The sequence below is a fragment of the Kribbella sp. CA-293567 genome (assembly GCF_027627575.1).
GTDB lineage: Bacteria > Actinomycetota > Actinomycetes > Propionibacteriales > Kribbellaceae > Kribbella.
The window spans coordinates 3699244-3719490 of sequence record NZ_CP114065.1 but is presented as its reverse complement, the minus strand read 5'-3'; the positions used below and the strand labels follow the sequence as shown (position 1 = coordinate 3719490).

At 67.7% G+C, this 20247-nt stretch carries 18 protein-coding genes and 1 tRNA gene; 14 read left to right on the top strand and 5 right to left on the bottom strand.

Features of this window, described 5'->3' with window-relative positions:
* The first annotated feature begins 60 nt into the window (after positions 1-60).
* Both OX958_RS17075 and OX958_RS17070 read left to right on the top strand, forming a co-directional pair.
* On the top strand, positions 61-651 hold the full coding sequence (locus OX958_RS17075) for an RNA polymerase sigma factor (protein WP_270138840.1): 591 nt from the start codon (positions 61-63) through the stop codon (positions 649-651).
* On the top strand, positions 648-1706 hold the full coding sequence (locus OX958_RS17070) for a hypothetical protein (RefSeq protein ID WP_270138839.1): 1059 nt from the start codon (positions 648-650) through the stop codon (positions 1704-1706). Before OX958_RS17075 ends, OX958_RS17070 begins: the two co-directional genes overlap by 4 nt.
* A gap of 55 nt (positions 1707-1761) precedes the next feature.
* Here OX958_RS17070 and OX958_RS17065 read toward each other — a convergent pair whose 3' ends face one another.
* A complete protein-coding gene (locus OX958_RS17065; RefSeq protein WP_270138837.1) occupies positions 1762-2589 on the bottom strand; it encodes an undecaprenyl-diphosphate phosphatase in 828 nt (275 codons plus the stop codon).
* A gap of 6 nt (positions 2590-2595) precedes the next feature.
* Complete coding sequence (locus OX958_RS17060) at positions 2596-3666, bottom strand: LLM class F420-dependent oxidoreductase (RefSeq protein ID WP_270138835.1); 1071 nt, start codon at positions 3664-3666, stop codon at positions 2596-2598.
* Between the two features lie 51 nt (positions 3667-3717).
* On the opposite strand from OX958_RS17060, the gene OX958_RS17055 reads away from it, so the two are divergent.
* Both OX958_RS17055 and OX958_RS17050 read left to right on the top strand, forming a co-directional pair.
* Entirely contained in the window at positions 3718-4659 is a 942-nt protein-coding gene (locus tag OX958_RS17055; RefSeq protein WP_270138833.1) for an aldo/keto reductase, read from the top strand.
* Positions 4660-4693: 34 nt separating this feature from the next.
* Positions 4694-4879 (top strand): DUF5703 family protein, encoded by a 186-nt coding sequence (locus OX958_RS17050; protein WP_185445878.1) that lies wholly within the window; start codon positions 4694-4696, stop codon positions 4877-4879.
* Between the two features lie 37 nt (positions 4880-4916).
* On the opposite strand, the gene OX958_RS17045 is transcribed toward OX958_RS17050, so the two are convergent.
* Entirely contained in the window at positions 4917-6155 is a 1239-nt protein-coding gene (locus tag OX958_RS17045) for an MFS transporter (RefSeq protein WP_270138831.1), read from the bottom strand.
* Between the two features lie 73 nt (positions 6156-6228).
* On the opposite strand from OX958_RS17045, the gene OX958_RS17040 reads away from it, so the two are divergent.
* Both OX958_RS17040 and OX958_RS17035 read left to right on the top strand, forming a co-directional pair.
* Positions 6229-7116, top strand: a complete 888-nt coding sequence (locus OX958_RS17040; RefSeq protein WP_270138829.1) for a LysR family transcriptional regulator — start codon at positions 6229-6231, stop codon at positions 7114-7116.
* A 52-nt stretch (positions 7117-7168) separates the two neighbouring features.
* Positions 7169-7927 (top strand): SDR family NAD(P)-dependent oxidoreductase, encoded by a 759-nt coding sequence (locus OX958_RS17035; RefSeq protein ID WP_270138827.1) that lies wholly within the window; start codon positions 7169-7171, stop codon positions 7925-7927.
* Between the two features lie 13 nt (positions 7928-7940).
* On the opposite strand, the gene OX958_RS17030 is transcribed toward OX958_RS17035, so the two are convergent.
* On the bottom strand, positions 7941-9272 hold the full coding sequence (locus tag OX958_RS17030) for a M20/M25/M40 family metallo-hydrolase (RefSeq protein WP_270138825.1): 1332 nt from the start codon (positions 9270-9272) through the stop codon (positions 7941-7943).
* A 100-nt stretch (positions 9273-9372) separates the two neighbouring features.
* Here OX958_RS17030 and OX958_RS17025 point away from each other — a divergent pair.
* Positions 9373-9457: transfer RNA gene (locus OX958_RS17025), tRNA-Leu, on the top strand.
* 593 nt (positions 9458-10050) lie between these two features.
* Here OX958_RS17025 and OX958_RS17020 read toward each other — a convergent pair.
* Positions 10051-13236 carry a S8 family serine peptidase gene (locus tag OX958_RS17020; RefSeq protein WP_270138823.1) on the bottom strand — a complete coding sequence of 1062 codons (3186 nt, stop codon included), beginning with the start codon at positions 13234-13236 and terminating at the stop codon, positions 10051-10053.
* Between the two features lie 386 nt (positions 13237-13622).
* Between OX958_RS17020 and OX958_RS17015 the strand changes: the two genes are divergently transcribed.
* The 7 genes from OX958_RS17015 to OX958_RS16985 all read left to right on the top strand — a co-directional run bounded on the left by OX958_RS17015 (position 13623) and on the right by OX958_RS16985 (position 20201).
* On the top strand, positions 13623-14366 hold the full coding sequence (locus OX958_RS17015; RefSeq protein WP_270138821.1) for a hypothetical protein: 744 nt from the start codon (positions 13623-13625) through the stop codon (positions 14364-14366).
* A 102-nt stretch (positions 14367-14468) separates the two neighbouring features.
* A complete protein-coding gene (locus OX958_RS17010) occupies positions 14469-14870 on the top strand; it encodes a hypothetical protein (RefSeq protein ID WP_270138819.1) in 402 nt (133 codons plus the stop codon).
* Between the two features lie 104 nt (positions 14871-14974).
* Entirely contained in the window at positions 14975-15766 is a 792-nt protein-coding gene (locus OX958_RS17005; RefSeq protein WP_270138817.1) for a class I SAM-dependent methyltransferase, read from the top strand.
* A gap of 415 nt (positions 15767-16181) precedes the next feature.
* Positions 16182-17171: an ABC transporter substrate-binding protein gene (locus OX958_RS17000; protein WP_270138815.1), complete on the top strand. Its 990-nt coding sequence runs from the start codon at positions 16182-16184 to the stop codon at positions 17169-17171.
* Positions 17168-18214 carry a FecCD family ABC transporter permease gene (locus OX958_RS16995; RefSeq protein WP_270138813.1) on the top strand — a complete coding sequence of 349 codons (1047 nt, stop codon included), beginning with the start codon at positions 17168-17170 and terminating at the stop codon, positions 18212-18214. The genes OX958_RS17000 and OX958_RS16995 overlap by 4 nt, the downstream gene beginning before the upstream one ends.
* Before the next feature lie 68 nt (positions 18215-18282).
* Positions 18283-19320, top strand: coding sequence for a FecCD family ABC transporter permease (locus OX958_RS16990; protein ID WP_270138812.1), 1038 nt, complete (start codon positions 18283-18285; stop codon positions 19318-19320).
* On the top strand, positions 19317-20201 hold the full coding sequence (locus OX958_RS16985; RefSeq protein ID WP_442913281.1) for an ABC transporter ATP-binding protein: 885 nt from the start codon (positions 19317-19319) through the stop codon (positions 20199-20201). Before OX958_RS16990 ends, OX958_RS16985 begins: the two co-directional genes overlap by 4 nt.
* The last annotated feature ends 46 nt before the right edge of the window (positions 20202-20247 follow it).

Below are 20247 nucleotides of genomic sequence, written 5' to 3'. Positions count from 1 at the left end.
GGGCTGAGACCGAGCCAGTTGACCTGTAACGCCCCGCATCCTGGTGGACATGGGCCAGGTATGACCACTATCCCAAAACCGGCGCTGCGCGCGGTCCAGGGCGATGACGAGGAAAGGTTCCGCACACTCTTCGAGAGTCACGTGCGCGAACTGCTCGGCTACGCCCTGCGCCGCTGCGGATCGCCGGACGACGCGGCGGACGTCGTCGGCGACACCATGCTGGTCGCCTGGCGCCGGCTCGGCGAGGTCCCGTCCGACGGAACCGCCAAACTCTGGCTGTACGGCGTCGCCCGCCGGGTCCTCGCCAACCAGCGACGTGGCGGAGTACGCCGGGAGCGACTCGGCGAACGGCTGCGCCACGAACTCGTCCAGGTGGTCCCGGATCCCGCCGACGCGACCGAGTCCGGCACCGTACTGCGAGCCGCGATCGCGAAGCTCGGCGACGACGATCGGGAGCTGATCATGCTGACCACCTGGGAGGGGCTGGAGCCGAGCGAGGCGGCCCTGGTCCTCGGCGTACCGGCCCGGACCGTCCGGACCAGGCTGCACCGGGCCCGGGCCAGACTGCGGAAGTTGCTCGGAGACGCTTTCGAGGATCGCGGACATGAACGGGAAGACCAGCAAGCGCAATCAGTTCAGGAGGAGCGATGAACGACCAGGAGCTCGACCGCCTGATCGCGCAGGCGAACCCGTTCGGCGCCGACACCGTCCGGCAACTGCCGGTGGCCGGAGCCGAGTCCGACCTGTTGAAGGACATCATGACCGCATCCACGTCCGTAGCACCCACTGCTCCCACCCCGCTGCCGCAGCGGCCCAAGCGCCGGCGTGGCATCCTCGCCGCCGCGGCCGCTGCCGCGATCGTGGCCGGTATCGGCATCAGCGGGGCCCTCTTCCCCGACGGCAACCCGGCCGCGCCCCCGGCGGCGTACGCGGCCGAAGTGGTGGCGGTCGCCGAGGCCAATCCCCGGCTCCTGCTCGACAAGCCCGGCTGGAAGGTGATCGCGATCGGCCAGTTCACCAAGGAAGCCGGCGAGCTGCAGATCGGCAACGGCAACGAGTCGCTGACCGTGCACTGGCGTCCGGCCAAGGAATACGCCGGGTTCACGACGGGTCACAGCAAGGACACCACCGAGCAACCGATCGAGTTGCTCGGGCAGAGCGGCAAGCTGTTCGTCACCAAGGGCGTCAAGGTCGCCTACTCGAGCTATTCCACCGTCCTGCCGGTGCGGGGAGTGAACTTCCTGGACATCACCGCGGTCGGCGGCTCCGAGCAGGCCTACCGCAGTCTCCTGGCCGCGCTGAAGCCGGTCGACGTGAACACCTGGCTCGACGCCCTGCCCGCCTCGGCGATCCGCGCGACCGACACCGGGCGGGTGGTCGACGAGATGCTGGCCGACATCAAGGTTCCGGCCCGGTTCGACCCGGCACAACTGAAGAGGAGCGGGCTGTCGGACCGCAACGAACTCGGCGCGAAGGTGACCGGCGCGGTCAGCTGCTCCTGGATCAAGGAGTGGGAGAAGGCGAAGTCGGCTGGTGACACCGCCGGCGTACGGGACGCTGTGACCGCGATGCAGAGCAGCAGGTCGTGGAAGGTACTGCTCGAGATGAAGAACAGCCGCTGGCCGGACGACATCTGGGCGACCGCCGACACCATGGCGACCGGCAAGGCCCTGAGCCCCGAGATCCGCGCCGGCTACTGCAAGTAAAGTCCGGTACCGGGCTCGCCTCCACAGGCGAGCCCGGTACTGCGTCGTGCCGCGCTCAGGTCGCGGTGATTGTGCTGGTGGCCAGCAGGATCAGGATGACCACGCCGAGCAGCACGCGGTACAGCGCGAAGATCGAGGTGGAGTGCTTGGCGACGAAGCGGATCAGCCAGGCCACCGAGGCGTAGCCGACGATGAAGCTGACCACCGTGCCGACCAGGACCGGCGCCCAGCCGATGTCGCCGCTGAGGGCGTCCTTCAGCTGGAACACCGCGGCGCCGACCAGGGCCGGGATGCCGAGCAGGAACGCCATCTTGGTGGAGGCGACCCGGTCGAGGCCGCGGAACAGGCCGGCCGTGATGGTCGCGCCGGAGCGGGACACGCCGGGGATCAGCGCGAGGCACTGGATCAGGCCCATCACGATCGCGTCGATGAGGGTGATCCGGGTCAGCGGCCGGGCCTTGCTGCCCAGCTTCTCGGCCGCCACCATGAAGAACGACCAGACGATCAGCGAGCCCGCGACCCACCACATGCTGCGCAGCGGGCCGGAGATGATGTCCCTGGCCAGGAAGCCGACCAGGCAGATCGGCAGCGAGCCGACGATCACGAACCAGCCCATCCGGTGGTCGAACTCACCGCGGTGCTCGGGGTGGCGCAGGCCGCGGAACCAGGCCACGGCGTACCGGCTGATGTCCTTCCACATGTAGAGCACCACGGCCGCGATCGCGCCGAACTGGATCACCGCGGTGAACGCGGTGACCGCCGGGTCGTCGATCTTCTGGCCGAGCAGCTTGGAGGTGATGGTCAGGTGCCCCGTGCTGGACACGGGCAGGAATTCGGTCAGACCCTCGACGATGCCGAGGATGATGGCGTCCCAAATCGTCATCGGGGCTCAGTCACCGATCCCGGCGAGCTCGAGGGCCTCGGCGACCGTGCGCAGGGTCGCGATCCGCGCCTCCACGGTCGGCTCGAACGGGGTCAGGGCGACCGTCGTCGCCCCGGCCTCGGCGTACGCGGTGAGCTTGTCGGCCATCCGCTCCTTGCCGCCGAGCAGCGAGATCGAGTCGATGAAGCCCCGCGGGACGGCGGCCATCGCCTCCCGGTGCTTCTTGGCCAGGTACAGGTCCTGGATCTCCTTGGCCTCCTTCTCGTAGCCCATCCGGACCGCGAGAGCGTTGTAGAAGTTCTTCTCCCGGCTGCCCATCCCGCCGATGTAGAGGGCGGTGTAGCCGCGGATCGGGTCCGCGGCCGCCTCCAGGTCGTCCCCGGTCACGACCGGTACCGACGCCACCACGTCGAAACCGTCCAGGTCCGCCCCGGAGCCGAGCTCGGGCTGACGGGCCGCGCGGCCCGCCTTGATGTGGTTCAACTGCTCTCCCAGATACGAGGGGTCGTTGAGGATGCCGAGCCAGCCGTCGGCGATCTCGCCGGCCAGCTCGAGGTTCTTGGGTCCGACGGCGGCCAGGTAGACCGGCACGTGGTCGCGGACCGGGCGGATCGACAGCTTGAGCGGCTTGCCGGGTCCGTCGGGCAGCGGCAGGGTGAAGTGCTCCCCCTCGAACGCGACGGTCTCCCGGCGCATCGCCGAGTTCACGATGGCAACGTACTCGCGGGTGCGGGCCAGCGGCTTGCCGAAGCGGACGCCGTGCCACCCCTCGGACACCTGCGGGCCCGAGACGCCCAGCCCGAGCCGGAACCGGCCGTTGGAGAGCCGGTCCAGGGTGGCCGCGGTCATCGCGGTCATCGCCGGCGTCCGGGCCGGGATCTGGAACACCGCGGCGCCGACGTCGATGGTCGAGGTCTGCGCCGCGATCCAGGTGAGCAGCGTGGCGGCGTCCGAGCCGTACGCCTCCGCGGCCCAGGTGACCGAGAAACCGAGTGCCTCGGCCTCCTTCACCAGCCTCAGATGATCGAGGTGGTCGTCGCCACCGAAGACGAAGCCGATGTTGAGTCCGAGTCGCATGACAGGCGAGCCTAACGAGCCGTTCCCGCCGACCCGCAATAGGCTCGGTCCATGCAGCAACGCTATCTCGGTCACAGCGGTCTCACGGTGAGCAGACTCGGCCTGGGGACGATGTCCTGGGGCCGCGACACCGACGAGCACGAAGCACGTGAGCAACTCGCCGCTTTCGTGGCCGCCGGTGGCACCCTGGTCGACACCGCCGCGGCGTACGGCGACGGTGACAGTGAGCGGCTGATCGGGTCGCTGCTCGGCGACGTGGTCGACCGCGACGACCTGGTCATCGCCACCAAGGCCGGGTTCAGCGTGCGGCGTGGCGAGCGGATCACCGACACCTCCCGGGGCGCTCTGCTGCGCGACCTGGAGGGGTCGCTGCGCCGGCTCAATGTCGACTACATCGATCTGTGGCAGTTGCACACGTGGTCCGACGACGTACCGCTCGAGGAGACGCTGTCGGCGCTCGACCACGCGGTGAGCTCCGGCAAGGTCCGCTACGTCGGCGTCTCGAACTACGCCGGCTGGAAGTCGGCCCGGGCGGTCACCTGGCAGCAGGCGTGGCCGGGGCGCGCCGTACCGGTGTCGAACCAGGTGGAGTACTCGCTGCTCGCCCGCGACGCCGAGGCGGATGCCATCCGCGCGGCCGGCGGTCTCGGGATCGGCGTACTGGCCTGGTCGCCGCTCGGTCGCGGTGTACTGACCGGGAAGTACCGCACCGGTATCCCGGCGGACTCGCGCGCGGCGTCTCAGCATCTGTCCAGATTCGTCGACCCCTATCTCGACGGGCGAGGTTCGGGCATCGTGGAAGCGGTCGCCCGGGCCGCTGACGGGCTGGGCTGGACCCCGCTCGAGGTGGCGCTCACCTGGGTCAGGGACCGGCCCGGGGTGACCGCGGCGATCGTCGGGGCCCGGACGGCGATGCAACTGAAGTCGGTCCTGGGTGTGGAGGAACTCACTCTCCCGCCGGCCATCGTGGCGGCGCTGGAGGATGTTTCGTGAGGTAGGAATTGTTCCGGAGGATTCGGAGGTGCCGATGGCCGAATACGAGTTGCAGCAGTTCGAGGTGTCCAGAACCGAGACCCGCGGGGCGGTGCGCAGGCTGCTCACCGAGCACGCGGAGTACGGCGGCTGGGAGCTCGCCCGGCTCAGGCGCTACCCCGACGGCACCCGCCGGGTCTGGCTCCGCCGGCGCATCATCAAGGTCATGCGAACGCTCTGATCGAAGCGCCGGGCAGGTGCGCCTTCGGACGACCCCCTCATCCATGCGGCCGAACGACGGCACCATCTTGTCGGACCTGCTCCGCGGTAGCGCGGCGAGCGTTGTCCCGCACAGCCTGATTTCGGCGTACCAGGACGCCCAGCGCAACGACGGTGGTCAGGACTCCAGCGCCGACCAGAGTGTTCTCAGCGCCGGCTGCCGCGATCAGCGGGCCACCGATCAGCATTCCGGCGGAACTGCTCGCGTTGACGACCACCGACTGCCCTGACAGCAGCGCCCGCCGCTCGGGCCCCGCGGACGACCTGGTGATGAGCATGGAGATCGCAGCGATCCCGAGCGCCACTGTGAGACCGGCCAGGCACGCCAGCCCCGCGATGGCGACCGGAGTCGTCCAGAGGCCCATCCCGGTCCAGCAGAGGCCGAGCACGGCCCAGGAGAGCGCTGCGCAGGGCACCGGCGCGATGCGTTTGATCACTGCGAGGGTCAAGAAGGTGCCGACGACCGAGCCCACGCCGTACCCGGACATGCCGGCTGCCAGGTAGACACCGGGTTGTCCTCGCTCGGCACCGACGACCGAGAGACCGAGGGTGAAGGCGAACCAGGTCAGGCAGCCCGTCCCTCGGGCGATCCAGCCGTAGAGGACATCCGGCCGCCCCACCAAGCTGCCCCGGATCGACGGCATCGCCGAGTCCGGGTGCTGGGATCGCTCTCCCACCACGCCGACTGCGAGCAAGCCCGCGCCGAGGACCGTGGCTGCCTCGATCCACAACAGCGTGTTGGTCAGGCCGCCCGCGACCGCGAGTGCCCCGATCGGCGGACCCACGACCATGCCAAGACGCCTGAACCCGTCCTGCCAGGTCAGCAGCACCACAGCCTTGTCAGGTCCCCAGCGGTCACCGGTATCGGCCAAGAGAGCGCTCCTTCCGGCATTCGACAACGCGTCTCCGCACCCCAGCAGAAGGCCGCTGAGGATCAGCAATTCGACGTGCAGCTGCCCGAGCGCGGCCGCTGCTGGAACCATCGCCAACGCCACCGCCTGCACCGCCGCGACCATTGCCAGGCGACTGCCCGTGTCGACCCACTGCCGCGCCCGCCGAGCCCACCACGGCGACAGCAACACCGGTACGCCGGCAGCGCCACCCGCCAGCCCGGTCGCTGCCACTGATCCGGTCTCCTGGAGCACGACCAGAGGGAGCGCGATCTGGGCGATGCGGAATGCGAGATCCGCGAACCCACCGCCTGCCAACAGGAACACCGCATCCCGACGTGCCGTCACCCAACCGATCGTCGGCCATCCACGCCGCGACGGGTAGCCGTTGGCGGCTGGGCAGCAGTCATAGGCTGCCCCTATGGCTTCATCACCTTCGGTCGAGGACCTGCGACTGGTCCGGGCGATCAACCGCACCGGCTCGGTCGGCACGGCCGCGCGGGAACTGCGCGTCTCCCAGCCGTCCGCGTCCCAGCGACTCGCCCGCCTCGAACGGGCCTGCGGCACCCAACTCTTCCTCCGCGACACCCGCGGAGCCCGCGCCACTCCAGCCGGGCAGGAGCTCGCCCGCCGTGCCGAACACATCCTCGGCCACCTCGACGAGGTGTACGACGCCACCCGTGCCGCCGCTGCGGGGCAGCACCTGGCCGTCGGCACCTTCGCCAGCCTCGCACCGATCCTGTTCCCGGTACTGGACGCTGAACTGGCCGACCTCCCGCTGGAGCAGCACGTCGACCACGGCCGGCAACTCGCCACGATGGTTGCCGAGGGCACCATCGACGCCGCCTTCATCGCGATCGCCGACCAGATGGTGCTCCCCCGCGGTACTGTCGCCCGCCCGGTAGGACGCGACGAACTGGTCCTCTTCGTACCGCGTGGCGTGGCCCTACCCGGCACCGGCCGCCAGCCGCTCAGAGAGCGCGATCTCCCCTTCTCCACCTACGATCGCGGCGCCGACGAGATCCGCGCCCGCCTGATCGCCCTGGGCGCCCGGGCCCGCCGCGGCGTAACCCTCGCCACCACCGTCGCAATGGCCCGCCGCCGCTCCCAACTCGCCCTGATCCCCCGCAGCGCTCTCTCCCACGAACTGGCACCGGGCGAGCAGTTGGTACCGGCGCCATTTCGCTACCGCCTCACCTTGAGCATGGTCACTGCCGCCACGCCACCTGGACGACTGGTGGCGCTGCTCCCCCAGCTACGTGATGCCCTCCACCTCAAATCAGTACGACCTGAGAGGATCAGGCAATGATGTGAGACGACTGGTCTACCGTCACGCAGCGCGGATCGGTTGACTGCAACACATGACAACAGCACTGATTACCGGAGCCAGTTCAGGGATCGGCCGGAGCGCAGCAATCGAGCTGGCCCGCCGGGGCAGCGGCGTGATCCTGACCTACGACAAGAACAAGGACGGCGCCGACGAGACGATCGTGCAGATCGAGAAGCTCGGCGGCAAGGCCGTCGCGCTACCACTCTCGGTCGGTGACAGCAGCACTTTCCCCGGCTTCCGCAGTTCCGTGGCCGACGCCCTCCGAGCCAACTGGGAGGCCGAGTCGCTCGACTTCCTGGTCAACAACGCCGGCTTCGGTGGCGGCGCCGCCTTCCAGGACACCACCGAAGAGTTCTTCGACGAACTGATGCGCGTGCTGCTGAAGGGCCCGTACTTTCTCACCCAGACGCTGCTCCCGCTGATCGCCGACGGCGGGGCGATCGTCAACACCACCAGCCATTCCGCCCTCGACGTCGGCGTCGAGGCCGGCTTCTCGGCGTACGCGACGATGAAGGGCGGTGTCCTGGTCCTGACCCGCTACCTCGCCAAGGAGCTCGCACCGCGCGGCATCCGGGTCAACTCGGTCGCGCCCGGTCCGACTCGGACGCGGCTCGGCGGCGACGCCTTCGCGAAGTACCCGGAACTGATCGAACCGCTGGCGTCCCGCACCGCCCTCGGCCGGATCGGCGAGCCCGATGACATCGGCAGGATGATCGCCGTCCTGCTCTCCGGCGACAGCGCCTGGGTGACCGGCCAGAACCTCGAAGTCTCAGGTGGCTTCAAGCTCTGACCGGCCTGGGCGCTCAGGCGTCGGTGAAGAACCGGTCGAGGACCCGGGACCCGAACTCGAGCGACGCGGTCGGCACCCGCTCGTCGATCCCGTGGAACATCCCCATGAAGTCCAGATCCGGCGGCAGCTGCAGCGGCACGAACCCGAAACACCGGACCCCGAGCCGAGACCAGGACTTCGCATCCGTCCCGCCCGACATCAGCAGCGGCGCGGTACGGCTCTGCGGGTCCTCGGCCAGCAGCACCGCCTTCATCGTCTCGACCAGGCGCCCGTCGTAGCTGGTCTCCAGCGCGATGTCCTCGATCACCGTCTCCCGCGTCACCTTGTCGCCGAGCAACTCGTCGATGGTGGCGAAGAACTCCTCCTCGTACCCCGGCAGGAACCGCCCGTCGATGTGCGCCTCGGCGTCCCCCGGGATGACGTTGACCTTGTAGCCGGCGTTCAGCATCGTCGGGTTGGCCGTGTTGCGGATGGTTGCCCCGAACATCCGGCTGAAGCTGCCCAGCTTGGCCAGCGTCTCGGTCATGTCCTCGGGATCCAGTTCCGTACCGAGCACGTCCTCCAGCGTCGCCAGGAACTCCTTGACCGTCGGCGTCAACCGCAGCGGCCACTCGTGGTTCCCGATCCGGTTGACCGCCTCGACCAGATTGGTGACCGCGTTGTCGTGGTTGACCATCGACCCGTGCCCCGCCGTACCGCGAGCCTTCAGGCGCATCCAGTTGATGCCCTTCTCGGCCGTCTCGATCAGGTAGAGCCGCAGATCGTCCTTCATCGTCAGCGAGAACCCACCGACCTCACCGATCCCCTCGGTGCAGTCCGCGATCAGCTCCGGGTGGTTGTTGATCAGCCACTGCGCGCCGTACACGCCGCCGGCTTCCTCATCGGCGGTGAACACCAGCCGCACCGGCCGCCGCGGCTTCGCCCCGGCCCGCTGCCGCGCCCGCACCACCGACAACACCATCGCGTCGAAGTCCTTCATGTCGACCGCGCCACGCCCCCACACGCACCCGTCGAAGATCTCACCCCCGAACGGATCCACCTTCCAGTCCTTCGGATCGGCCGGCACCACATCCAGATGCCCGTGCACCAGCAACGGATCCGCGTCCGGATCCTCCCCCTCCCAGTGCGCCACCAACGACGCCCGCCCCGGCTCCGACTCGTAGATCGTCGACCCGATTCCCACCTCGTCCAGCTTCGCCGCAACGTACTCCGCCGCGTCCCGCTCCCCGTTGCTCTTCCCGTTCCCGTAGTTCGTGGTGTCGAACCGGATCAGCTCACTACACAGCTCCACCACCTCGGCATCAGGGCTGTACGACGACCGGTCATCCGGGCTCGAAAAAGTCATACCCCCACCCTGCCAGGGCCCGATGTGAAATTCACCCGCAGGGTTTGCTAAGGTTCACCAGTCGGCGCCGCACAACGCACCACAGTGCGGCAGACCACTCGTCCGGGTGGCGGAATGGCAGACGCGCTAGCTTGAGGTGCTAGTGTCCTTTACGGGACGTGGGGGTTCAAGTCCCCCCTCGGACACAGACAAAGCCGCAGACCAGAGGTCAGCGGCTTTTTGTTTGCCCCAGTTCCGGCGAGCCCCTCGACACACCGCCTACCCACCTCGTCACGGTTCAGCATCGCTTCCTGACGCAACTGCCCGAAGGCAGCCCCGGTAGAACGCTTCTCACCTCGGCTGCATCGCGCTGCTCTCGCCGGATCCCGTCGAGCATCCAGCGCGCTGGATGCTCGACCATCACCAGATCAGCCGCCACCAACCGATCTCTCAACTGCGCAAGGTGATCTGCGTGCCTGCTGCACCGTCATCGGCCTCAAGAAGTACATCCGTCGTGCCTCGTCGATGCTGCGGATCGAACAACTGCCCAATCCACCGACATGTTGCAGTTGAGACAAGATCCTCACGGAGATAAACCTGCGCCGGCTCCCGCGACCGCCGAACCTCGTGATGTAGCCCGCAGCAACATCTTCCAGATCGAGCAACTCCTCGACCTTCTGCCACCGCCCATGGACCGCGTACCCCATGTACCGCGGATTTTCCGGGGCCACCACCGCCGTATCGGCCTGGCCGGGGAGGGCACCCGGGTTGGGTGCCCTCCTTCGGTCAGGGTTTGGGGTCAGTTCACTGACTGGACTATGACATCTCCCTTTCCGATCAGAATGCTGGAGTCCGTGCGGACCTCGACTGCTCCCAGCAGGACTCGGCCCGCTCCGGGTGCAGTGTTGGCGGTCACGGTGGCTGGGACGGTCCATTGCGCGCCCGCGGCTCGGGAGGCGTTGGCGTCTGCGACGGCAACGGAGCCGTAGGCCGGGCTGCTGATCACGTCACGGTAGTCGTACGCCGTAGATCCCGCCGGTACCGCGAACGAGTCGACGAGCGCGATCCACGTTCCTGCCGCCGGGTTGTTCACCGTGACTGTTTCCTCCGCGCTGCCGCCCGCGCTCTGTGCTGCCAGGACACAGCTTCCGGACGTGCAGTTGTAGACGACCAGGTCGAGGTCCGCGGCCAGGTCGCTCGCATTGCCGATCGTGGCGCGCAGCGACGTCGTACCGGCCGGTACCTGGATCATGAACTGCTGTTGTGCTCCATCCGCGATCGTCGGCCTGGCGATCTTCGCGCTACCCAGCGCGGTTCCCACCGCCCGCCCGACGAACGGCCCGAACGAGTTCGTCGCCGTGTACGAGCGGTTCAGCGGCGTTCCCAGCGTGGCCGACGCGATGACATCCGGGTTCGGGGACACCGACGCGCCGAGCACCGTCGCCGTCAGGACGAAGGGAGTTTGGGTGCGGTCCGACGTACGCCGTGCCTCCACCGCGATCTCCCACACACCCGCCTGGGGGTTGGCCACCGTGCGGCTGGCCGGATCGCCCTGGCAAGTCCCACCCGGTACTGGCGGGTTGTAGCAGTAGAGGCTGTTGACGGTGCCCTCGCTGGCCGTGCCGTACGGGTGGAACCGCAGGAAACGCGCCTGGCCGTCACCGGGCGAGCCGTTCGGACCCGTCAGGTCGACCTTGAAGGCCGGCGCCCCGGCGGGGACGTGGAAGAAGTAGCTCTGGAACTGGTTGCGGTTGATCTTGCCGGTGATCGTCTTGGAGGCCGCTGCCTGCGTCAGGCTGTACGGCACGACGAATGTGTTCAGTGTCTGGAACTCGATACCGGGCGAGCTGGGATCGTCGAAGTTCAGGATCGCCGAGTGTGCTCCGGCGTTCGTGGGCTTGACGACGACCGGCAACGTGACGTCCGTGTTGAGCGGCAGCGTGACGTTGTCCGCCGCCTGGAACATGCTTCCCTGTCCCTTCCAGGACAGCTTGTAGTTGACCGGTCCGGCTGGGCCGGACGTGCGCCGCAAGGTGTACGTGCGGGTGTACTGGACGCCCTGCGTGACGCCCTCACGGTCGTTGATGCCCGTGCCCACACCAGGCGTGGCGAGGAAACTCGACAGCGCCGTGTTGACCGGAACCGAAGCGGTGATGGTGTCGGTTCGCGGACTCTTCCTCAGGTCGTCCCAGGCGGCGCTGACCCTGGCCAGACCGTTGCCCTGCTCGTAGGCGCCGTACTCCGGCATGAACCGTGCCGTCGACAGCAGCGCCTTGCGCAACTGGGCCGGCGTTACGGTGATCCCCCTGGCCTTCGCGGCGCTCAGCAGCAACGCACCGGCGCCCGCCATCTGCGGTGAGGCCATCGAGGTTCCGTTGAACATGCCCAGCCCCGGCGGCAGCACGTACGTTCCGGCCACCGGCTGACCGTTCTGCCAGGTCGGTACGGCCGAGACCGCGGCGCCCGCTGCGACGATCTGGGGCTTGAAGCCGCCGTCCTCGGCCGGACCACGGGAGGAGAACGCGTGCATGTTGTCGTACTGGCCGGTCCGCGACCCGTAGTTCGACATCCAGGTGTCCTTGTTGATGTACGAGCCCACGCTGACGACCTGGGTCGCCACGGACGGGTCGCCGACCGTGTTCATCCCGGGGCCGTTGTTGCCGGCAGAGATGAACATCTGGACGCCGTAGTCGTTGATCAGCCGGTTGTACAACACCGCGCGGGCGTTGTTGCCGTCGTTCAGCGCGGGCAGACCGCCGATCGACATGTTGATCACGTCGACGCGCGCGACGGTGACCGCGTAGATCATTCCTTCGAGCAGCGCGTGGTTGGTGCAGCCGGCGACGAACAGGCAGACCCGGACGGACACCAGCTTCGCGCCCGGCGCGGCGCCGTCGGCGCTCCCGCCGAAGATGTTGTTGCCCGCGGCGATGCCGGCGACGTTCGAACCGTGCGCACCGGAGACGATGCCGATGTTGACCGCATTGTCGGCCGGCTCGGTCTGTACGACGAACGGCACCGACTCGTTGACCGGAGTCGCCGGGTTGTCGGTGCCGAACACGCCCGTGTCGTACTTGACCTTGTAGTCGGTCATCGCCTGGTCGTCGGCGAAGGTGCCGTTCTGGTTCGTGTCCACCCAGACGGTGCTGGTGTCCTTGTTCCACGCGACCGGGAAGAGCCCGGACGACCCGGCCGGGTTGCCGTCGCGGTTGACGTCGTTCCCGAGCTCGCCGCCGAGCCGCGGGTCGCGCTCGTTGAACGTGGCGGTCCGGACGGGCTGGCCGGGCAGACCGACGGTCGCCCCGTCGACCGACTCGGTCATCGACAGCCAGGTCGGGTCGTTGTCGTTGTTGACGCCGCCGGTGAAGGCCGAGTCGGTGTAGGTGACCCAGTCGACGATCTTGCGCTCGCCGGTCGAGGTCGTGTTCAGCGCCGGGTGACTCAAGTCGATGCCACTGTCGAGAATGCCGATCGTGGTACCGCGGCCGTCCCAGGTCGGGTTGGTGTTGACGAACTGTGCCGCGCCCGTGTCCTGCGTCGGCAGGTACGGGTTGGCCCGCTCGGTCGACGCGTTCGGCGCCTGTTGCGGGATGGGATCCTCGCTGCCTTGCGGCCGTGGATCGTCGAGCTGGATCAGATCGTCGACGTCAGCCGTGGTCACGCCCGCGACGTTCGCGACGTCCTGCGCCTTGTCGATGCTGATCTTCACCCGCAGGTAACCCACCGAGTCGGTGCGCGCTTCAACGGTGCCGCCGAGCTTCTTGAGGCTCGCGGCAACCTGGTTGCTCTTCCCCCGGTCCGCCGCGACCAGCAGCGTGACCGTTTTCTGGCCTTTGGTCCGTGCCTTCTGCAACAGCACCTTGTCGCCGTAGCCAAGATCCTTGGGCTCCTTCGCCGCGACCGCGGCGGGCGTTGCCCCCAGCATCGAAGCGATCACCACCCCGGCGGCCAGCATGGCGCCGTACTTCCTAGTTCGAGACAGCATTGTCCGATTCCCCTCCCCTAGGCACATTCCGAAGCACGATCGCACCAGCAGCCGGGTTCCGCCAGGGAGGAAGTAATCTTCCAGTTCTTCTATCGATCCAGTCATTAAGTAACATCAGAACCACAGCAAGGCTGCGGAGGTGCTCGGCCATCGGACCCGCCGCGCGAACGATGGTTGCCTAGTTCGAGGATGCGGCCACGCGCTGACGCCTTCGCGGCAGCGTCGCCGAATGAACATCGCTGCGGAGCCTTGGTGGTACGGGCGGAGTACGGGCAGTGGCACGGCAGGGGCGGTCGCCAGAATCCACATCCCTGCAGGTCTGTCCGACCCCCTGAGGATGTCTTTTGATGCGTAAGTCAATCCTGGCCACCCTGACAGCGCTGGCCGTGGTCACCGTTCCCGGGATCCTGGCCCCGGCGACGGCCTCGGCCGCGCCAACCCCCATCACCGCGGCCAACCGCTTCACAGTGAACTCACCCGTCGTTGCCTTGCCGGGGAAAACTGTCGTGCTGTCCATGTGGTTGGGAAACTTGACAGCCACACCGGCGCCCGCCCGGGCACAGCTTTACGGCTACTGCTACACCAGTGCTCACACGAGAGCCGACTTCCAGGCGGCCGTCCAAGTCGTCACGGTCCCGGGCGACCCGGAGCGCGTCAAAGGCGTGGCCCCGCTGAGGTTGGTCCGCAGCGTCGTGACCATCCCGGCGACCTGCGTCCACGACTCGACCCGCGCCATCGATGGTGAGTTCCTCGGCGATTTCGGGTCGCCTGGTGTCAGCCCGATCGGAACGAAGTTCTCGCATTTCTGGATCGGGCTCCCGTTCACCAACGCGAACAAGATCCACAACCTGACCCTGAAGACCAAAGGCCGGCCGTCGCCCTACCAGGCGCACCACACCATGCCGCAGAAGTTCGAAGCGAAGTTCAAGGCCCGGGGCCTCAACATCCACGACCCCGTCTACCTCCGCTGGTGGTGCTCCAAGGTAGGCGTACCGACCAACCATTCGTCCAACGCCTATAAGTACAACAGGCTGTGGGACACGTTCTTCGCCGGCAAACCGAACGCCACGAAAGCTGAGATCCTCCAGTACCGCACCTCGATACAAGGCATGTTCACCTACAGCTGCTGACAGGACAACGCCATCCCACACGTGCTGCAGGCCAGATCGGCCACACAAGACATCTGGGTCTCGTCCAGATTCCCAGGCGAACCCGAACTGGGTCCATGGTTGATGCCTGACGGAGCCGACGTGTACGACCTCGTCGCCGATGGCGAGGTCGAACGGGTCGGCTTCATCCCCCGCTACGTTCACGGCAACCGCGGCCGGCGGGTGGGTGACCTCCTCTGGACCACCGGCAGCGGCGCCAAGATCGCCTCGCGCCGCTTCATCGACGTCCTCGAATCACTCGGCGCCACCGGCTACCGAATCTTCCCCGTGACGGTCGAGTACCGCGACGGCAGCCCCGTCGGTGACTTCGCAGGCCTCGCCGTCCTCGATTCAAACCCGTCCCACGACCTCTACTTCACCCACGGCGCACAGAACTTCGACTTCGCCGCCAGCGACCGTGTAGTTGCCGCACTCCGTAACGCCGACGTCACCGCCCTGTCGATCACCCCATTCGACCTTTCCTGAGGATGTCTCGATGCGTCAGCGGTCAGCTTCCAACACGGCAAAAGGCGTTATGCCGGCGGCAGAAGCCCTGTCGGATCATCGAGGTGAAGAGGCATTCTGAGACGATGGATCTGGGGTTCGGCGGCGAGGTTTCTGACCTGTATCACCGATACCGCCGCGGCTATCCGTCAGGGTTGATCGGCGGGTGCGTCGACGCGTTCTCGTTGACGGGCGACGATCTGGTGATCGATCTCGGGTGTGGCACGGGGCAACTGGCGACACCGATCGCCTCGCACGTTCGGGCCGTGATCGGGGTCGATCCCGAACCAGACATGCTGTCCCGCGCCCGCTCAGCCGCCCAGGACCAGGGCGTCACGAATGTGGCGTGGATGGTCGGCAGCGACTCCGACCTCCCACTGCTGCGATCGCTGTTGGCTGAACAGTCCATTGGTGCCGTGGCGATCGGGCAAGCACTGCACTGGATGGACCATGAGGCGCTGTTCGCCGCGGTCGGACCCCTCCTGCGTCCTGGCGGTGGTGTGATGGTGGTGTCCAACGGAATCCCGCTGTGGCTGCAGGACTCGGACTGGTCACGAGCGCTACGCGAATGGCTGTCCGACTGGCTGGGCGCGCGTCCAGTCGACAGCTGTGGTACCGACAAAGCAACACAACAGCGCTATAGCCAGAGCCTGACGGCCAATGGCTTCGAGGTCAGCAAGGTCGAGCTGGACTATGCCGACGAGCTGGACTTCGATCACCTACTCGGCGGGGTCTACAGCGCGGTACCGGTCGACCGCCTTCCCCCGCCCAGCGAGCGTCCACAGATCGCAGCGGAGCTCCGCGAAGTGCTCCATCCCTATCGGCCGTACATCGAGCAGGTCCCGGTGCGAGCCCTCCTGGGCACGAAGGCCGCGTGACCAACGAACCGGCCGAGGACGCTCTCCACACGGTCGAAGTACTGCCGCTGGCTTTTAAGGTAAGGGTTACCTAATATGACCCGAAGGCCCCAGCGTCGATGGAGCGCGGCCTGCTCACCGCGGAAGAAGACCGGAAAGGCCCGCTCTCAGCATGCCGAAGACCTTGCGCCGTCTCACGGTGCATCCCCTGACCCTGCCTGAGGTCGAGGTCGAGGTTGTTCGGGTGGTGGACCTGACAGTGAGTATGCGAAGGTCACGCTGGGTGGCGTACGGCTGCGCGAGTACACCTCGGCGAATGGCTTCCCCCCAGTCGGCCTTCGGCTCCCCCGGATTCGATAACGACATCCGTCCGGTGGCCCACTCCGGCACCCCGATGACCTCCAGATCCCCTGAAAGCAGAAGGAAAGAGCACACCATGACCACGACACCCCTGACGCGGCGCAGCGCAGCCCTGACCGCAGCGGTCCTGAGCATCGCGCTCGTCCTGACGGCCTGCGGCAGCGGCGACGACAACCCCGTCGGCGCGACCGGTGACAACGCACCCAAGACCCGCACCGTCACGGCCGGCAACGGGCCCATCGAGGTCCCCGCCGCCCCGCAGCGGGTCGTCACGATCGGCAACACGGATCTGCCGTTCATCGACATGGGTGGCCAGCCGGTGGGCGTCACCGGGGTGGCTGACTCCGAACTCGGCTTGTTGCCGGAGGAACAGCAGGCGAAGTTCAAGAAGGCCACGAGCCTCGGCGAAGAGGTGGACCTCGAGAAGGTCGCCAGTCTCAAGCCGGACCTCATCCTGGTCCAGATTCCCGACACCGAGTTCAAGAAGATCGAGAAGCAACTCGGGACGATCGCCCCGACGGTCTTCTGGGGGCTCGACACCGAGTGGAAGGCACTCGCCGAGGGACTCGCGGAGGCCGGCAACGTGAAGGACGAGCTCAGCCGGCAGAAGTCGGACTTCGAGGGCCACGTCGCCAAGATGAAGCAGACGTACGCGGACGTCATCAAGACCACCAAGTTCGTCAATCTCGACCGCTACGCCAACTCCGATGCCGGGACGTTCGTCGTCGCGGACATCGGGTGCGTCGAGATCGCCCAGGACGACGTCGGCCTGAACTTCCCCAAGGCGCCCGCCGGCGCCGACCCCCTGGCCTACGAGAACCTGCCTTTCGAGCAGCTGTCGAAACTGTCCAAGTACGACGTGATCACCTACCCCGCCAACGACAAGGGCCAGCCGACCGAGGTCTTCGCGCCGGTGGTCGAGACCAACACCTGGAAGGCTCTGCCGACCGTGAGCTCCGGTCACGCGCTCGGCATCTTCTGTCCCGGTAACAACTCCTACGGCTCCGTACTGCGCTACCTGGACTCGCTCGACAAGGCTCTGGCGACCCTCCCCGCCAAGAAGTGACAGCTCTCACTCTGCGACGACCCGCCGATCCGGGCACCGTGACGGTGCCCGGATCGCGGCGTCGTCTGATCGGCCTGGTCGTCGCGCTCACAGTGCTCCTGGCGTTGCTGGTGGCGAGCGTGCTGATCGGGTCGACGGCCATCTCGCCCGCTGTGGTGTGGGATGCCCTGTTCCATCCGGCGAACGACATCGATCAGTTCGCGATCCGGGACTTCCGGCTGCCGCGCACCGTCGTCGCGCTGGTCGTGGGTACGGCGCTGGGGGTCGGCGGGGCGTTGATCCAGGCGCTGACCCGCAATCCGCTGGCCGATCCGGGCATCCTCGGAGTGAACGCGGGCGCCTCCTTCGCGGTGACAGTCGCCGTGGGGCTGCTCGGAGTCCGCGACATCCAGAACTACATGTGGTTCGCGTTCGCCGGAGCGCTGATCGTCACCCTCATGGTGCTCGCCCTCGGGTCGACCCGACGCGGCCAGTCGCCGGTGATGATGGTTCTCGCCGGGGTCTGCGTCGGGGCGGTACTCGGTGGCGCTGGTTCAGCCCTCGAGTTGACCAATCCGGACGCCTTCGACGCGATGCGATCCTGGAACGCCGGCTCGGTCGTGAGCCGCCCGCTCGACCTGGTGTGGCCGATCCTGCCGTTCTTCGCGATCGCGCTCGTCCTGGCCATCGCGGTGTCAGGCCCGCTCAACGCCATGGCTCTCGGTGACGAGCTGGCCGTCGCCCAGGGCGTCCGGCTGGTCCGCACCCGGATCCTCGCGATCATCGCGCTGACCCTGCTCGCCGGTGGCGCCACCGCGATCGCCGGGCCGATCGGCTTCGTCGGGCTGATGGTCCCGCACGTCGCCCGCTGGATCGTCGGTCCGGACCAGCGCTGGATCTTCGCCTACAGCGTGCTGCTGGCTCCAAGTCTGCTGCTGGCCTCCGACATCCTGGGGCGGGTCGTGATGCGGCCCGGCGAGATCCCCGTCGGCATCGTCACCGCCTTCGTCGGCGCGCCCGTGCTGATCGCGCTGGTGCGGCAGAAGAAAGCAAGCGGCCTATGAGCACGCGCACTGCTCGCGATCCGCACACCAGTTCGTCCCGGATCGCCCGGTCCCCAGGGACGCGCCGCGTGGACTTCGGACGGCAGATGCTGGTACTGCGGCGGCGGGGGTTCGCAGTACGGCTCGAGTGGCGGTCGGTCATCATCTGCTCGGTCCTCGCGCTGGCGGTCGCCTGTATGGCGGTGCTCGCGCTGATGACCGGCTCGTTCCAGCTCGGTCCCGGACAGGTGGTCTCCGCGCTGACCGGCGGAACGACCGGGCTCGTCCACGACATCGTGGTCGAATGGCGGCTGCCTCGGGTTGCGGCGGCGCTGGTGTTCGGCGCAGCGCTAGGGGTGAGCGGGGCGGTTTTTCAGTCGACGCTGCGCAACCCGCTCGCCGACCCCGGCATCATCGGGTTCTCCCAGGGCTCCTACACCGGCGCGCTGATCGTGATCCTTCTCGTCAACGGCACCTACTGGCAGTTGGTCGGCGGAGCGCTGATCGGCGGAATCGCCACGGCCGTCGCCGTGTACCTGCTCGCCTACCGGCGCGGCGTCCAGGGGTTCCGCCTGATCATCGTCGGCATCGGCATCTCGGCGATGCTCGGCTCGATCAACACCTGGCTGATCCTCAAAGCCGACCTGGATCAGGCGATGGCCGCGGCCACCTGGGGTGCCGGGTCACTCAACGGCGTCTCCTGGACCCAGGTCGCCATCGGCGGCATCTGCATCGCCGTACTCCTGCTCCTGGCGGCGATGTCGAGCCGGCCGATGCGGCAGCTGGAGCTGGGCGACGATGCGGCCGCCGCCCAGGGAGTGCGGGTCTCGACGGCTCGTCTCGGGCTGATCGTGCTGGGGGTTGCGTTGACGGCGACGGTCACCGCCGCGTCGGGGCCGATCGCGTTCATCTCCCTGGTCGCGCCGCAGATCGGACGCCGGCTCACCCGCAGCGCGGGGATCACCCTCGCGCCCGCCGCCCTGGTCGGCGCGCTGCTCTGTCTGGCGGCGGACTACCTCGCCCAGCACGTCGCCCCAACCCCGTTGCCGGTCGGCATCGTCACCGTCATGCTCGGCGGTGGGTACCTCGGCTGGCTGCTGATCACCGAAGCCAGGAGACGCCTGTGACCACCCACATCAGCACCGACGGTCTGACGACAGCGGAGGATGCACCCAGCTCCGCTCGGCCTCCGAACAGCTCACGCCTCCAGGTGGAGGCGGCGACGATCGGCTACGACAAACGCGTCATCTCCCGAGAGCTGTCTGTGGCGATCCCCGACGAGTCGTTCACCGTGATCGTGGGTCCGAACGCGTGCGGCAAGTCCACCCTGCTCCGCGGCCTGTCCCGGCTGCTGAAACCGTCAGCCGGGCAGGTCGTTCTCGACGGCGCCGACATCAACTCCTTCAAGACCAAGGAGGTGGCCCGGCGGGTCGGACTGCTGCCGCAGACCTCCATCGCCCCCGACGGCATCACCGTGGGCGACCTGGTGGCCCGGGGCCGGTATCCCCATCAAGGATTCGCCCGGCAGTGGACCGAAGCCGACGAGCAGGCCGTACTGCGGGCGATGGACCAGACCGCGGTGACCGAGCTGTCCAGCCGCCTGGTGGACGAGTTGTCAGGTGGTCAGCGTCAGCGGGTGTGGGTGGCCATGGCACTCGCGCAGCACACCGACATCATGCTGCTCGACGAGCCGACCACCTTCCTCGACATCACCCATCAGATCGAGTTGATGGAACTGTTCACCGACCTGCACCACGTCGGCCACACCCTGGTGGCCGTGCTGCACGACCTGAACCAGGCCGCCCGCTACGGCACCCATCTGATCGCCATGAAGGCGGGCCGCGTCGTCGCCGAAGGCCCGCCCGCCGAGATCGTCACCGCCGACCTCGTGCACGAGGTCTTCGGACTGCGCTGCCTCGTCGTGCCCGATCCGGTCGCCGGCACCCCGTCCGTCGTGCCCTTGGGCCGTGAACGCCCAGCGGTGGCGCGCCCAACCGAACCGAAATGACTCGAGAGAAGTGGGTGTGCTTCCGTTGACGGCTTTTGAGCGTGTG

What these genes read in the sequence shown, in the direction of transcription:
- OX958_RS17005 (WP_270138817.1), top strand. Translation starts at nt 14,975, where the DNA reads ATGGATCTGGGGTTCGGCGGCGAGGTTTCTGACCTGTATCACCGATAC.
- OX958_RS17060 (WP_270138835.1), bottom strand. Translation starts at nt 3,666, where the DNA reads ATGCGACTCGGACTCAACATCGGCTTCGTCTTCGGTGGCGACGACCAC.
- OX958_RS17000 (WP_270138815.1), top strand. Translation starts at nt 16,182, where the DNA reads ATGACCACGACACCCCTGACGCGGCGCAGCGCAGCCCTGACCGCAGCG.
- OX958_RS17070 (WP_270138839.1), top strand. Translation starts at nt 648, where the DNA reads ATGAACGACCAGGAGCTCGACCGCCTGATCGCGCAGGCGAACCCGTTC.
- OX958_RS17020 (WP_270138823.1), bottom strand. Translation starts at nt 13,236, where the DNA reads ATGCTGTCTCGAACTAGGAAGTACGGCGCCATGCTGGCCGCCGGGGTG.
- OX958_RS17075 (WP_270138840.1), top strand. Translation starts at nt 61, where the DNA reads ATGACCACTATCCCAAAACCGGCGCTGCGCGCGGTCCAGGGCGATGAC.
- OX958_RS17065 (WP_270138837.1), bottom strand. Translation starts at nt 2,589, where the DNA reads ATGACGATTTGGGACGCCATCATCCTCGGCATCGTCGAGGGTCTGACC.
- OX958_RS17010 (WP_270138819.1), top strand. Translation starts at nt 14,469, where the DNA reads ATGCCTGACGGAGCCGACGTGTACGACCTCGTCGCCGATGGCGAGGTC.
- OX958_RS17030 (WP_270138825.1), bottom strand. Translation starts at nt 9,272, where the DNA reads ATGACTTTTTCGAGCCCGGATGACCGGTCGTCGTACAGCCCTGATGCC.
- OX958_RS17055 (WP_270138833.1), top strand. Translation starts at nt 3,718, where the DNA reads ATGCAGCAACGCTATCTCGGTCACAGCGGTCTCACGGTGAGCAGACTC.
- OX958_RS17035 (WP_270138827.1), top strand. Translation starts at nt 7,169, where the DNA reads ATGACAACAGCACTGATTACCGGAGCCAGTTCAGGGATCGGCCGGAGC.
- OX958_RS17050 (WP_185445878.1), top strand. Translation starts at nt 4,694, where the DNA reads ATGGCCGAATACGAGTTGCAGCAGTTCGAGGTGTCCAGAACCGAGACC.
- OX958_RS17040 (WP_270138829.1), top strand. Translation starts at nt 6,229, where the DNA reads ATGGCTTCATCACCTTCGGTCGAGGACCTGCGACTGGTCCGGGCGATC.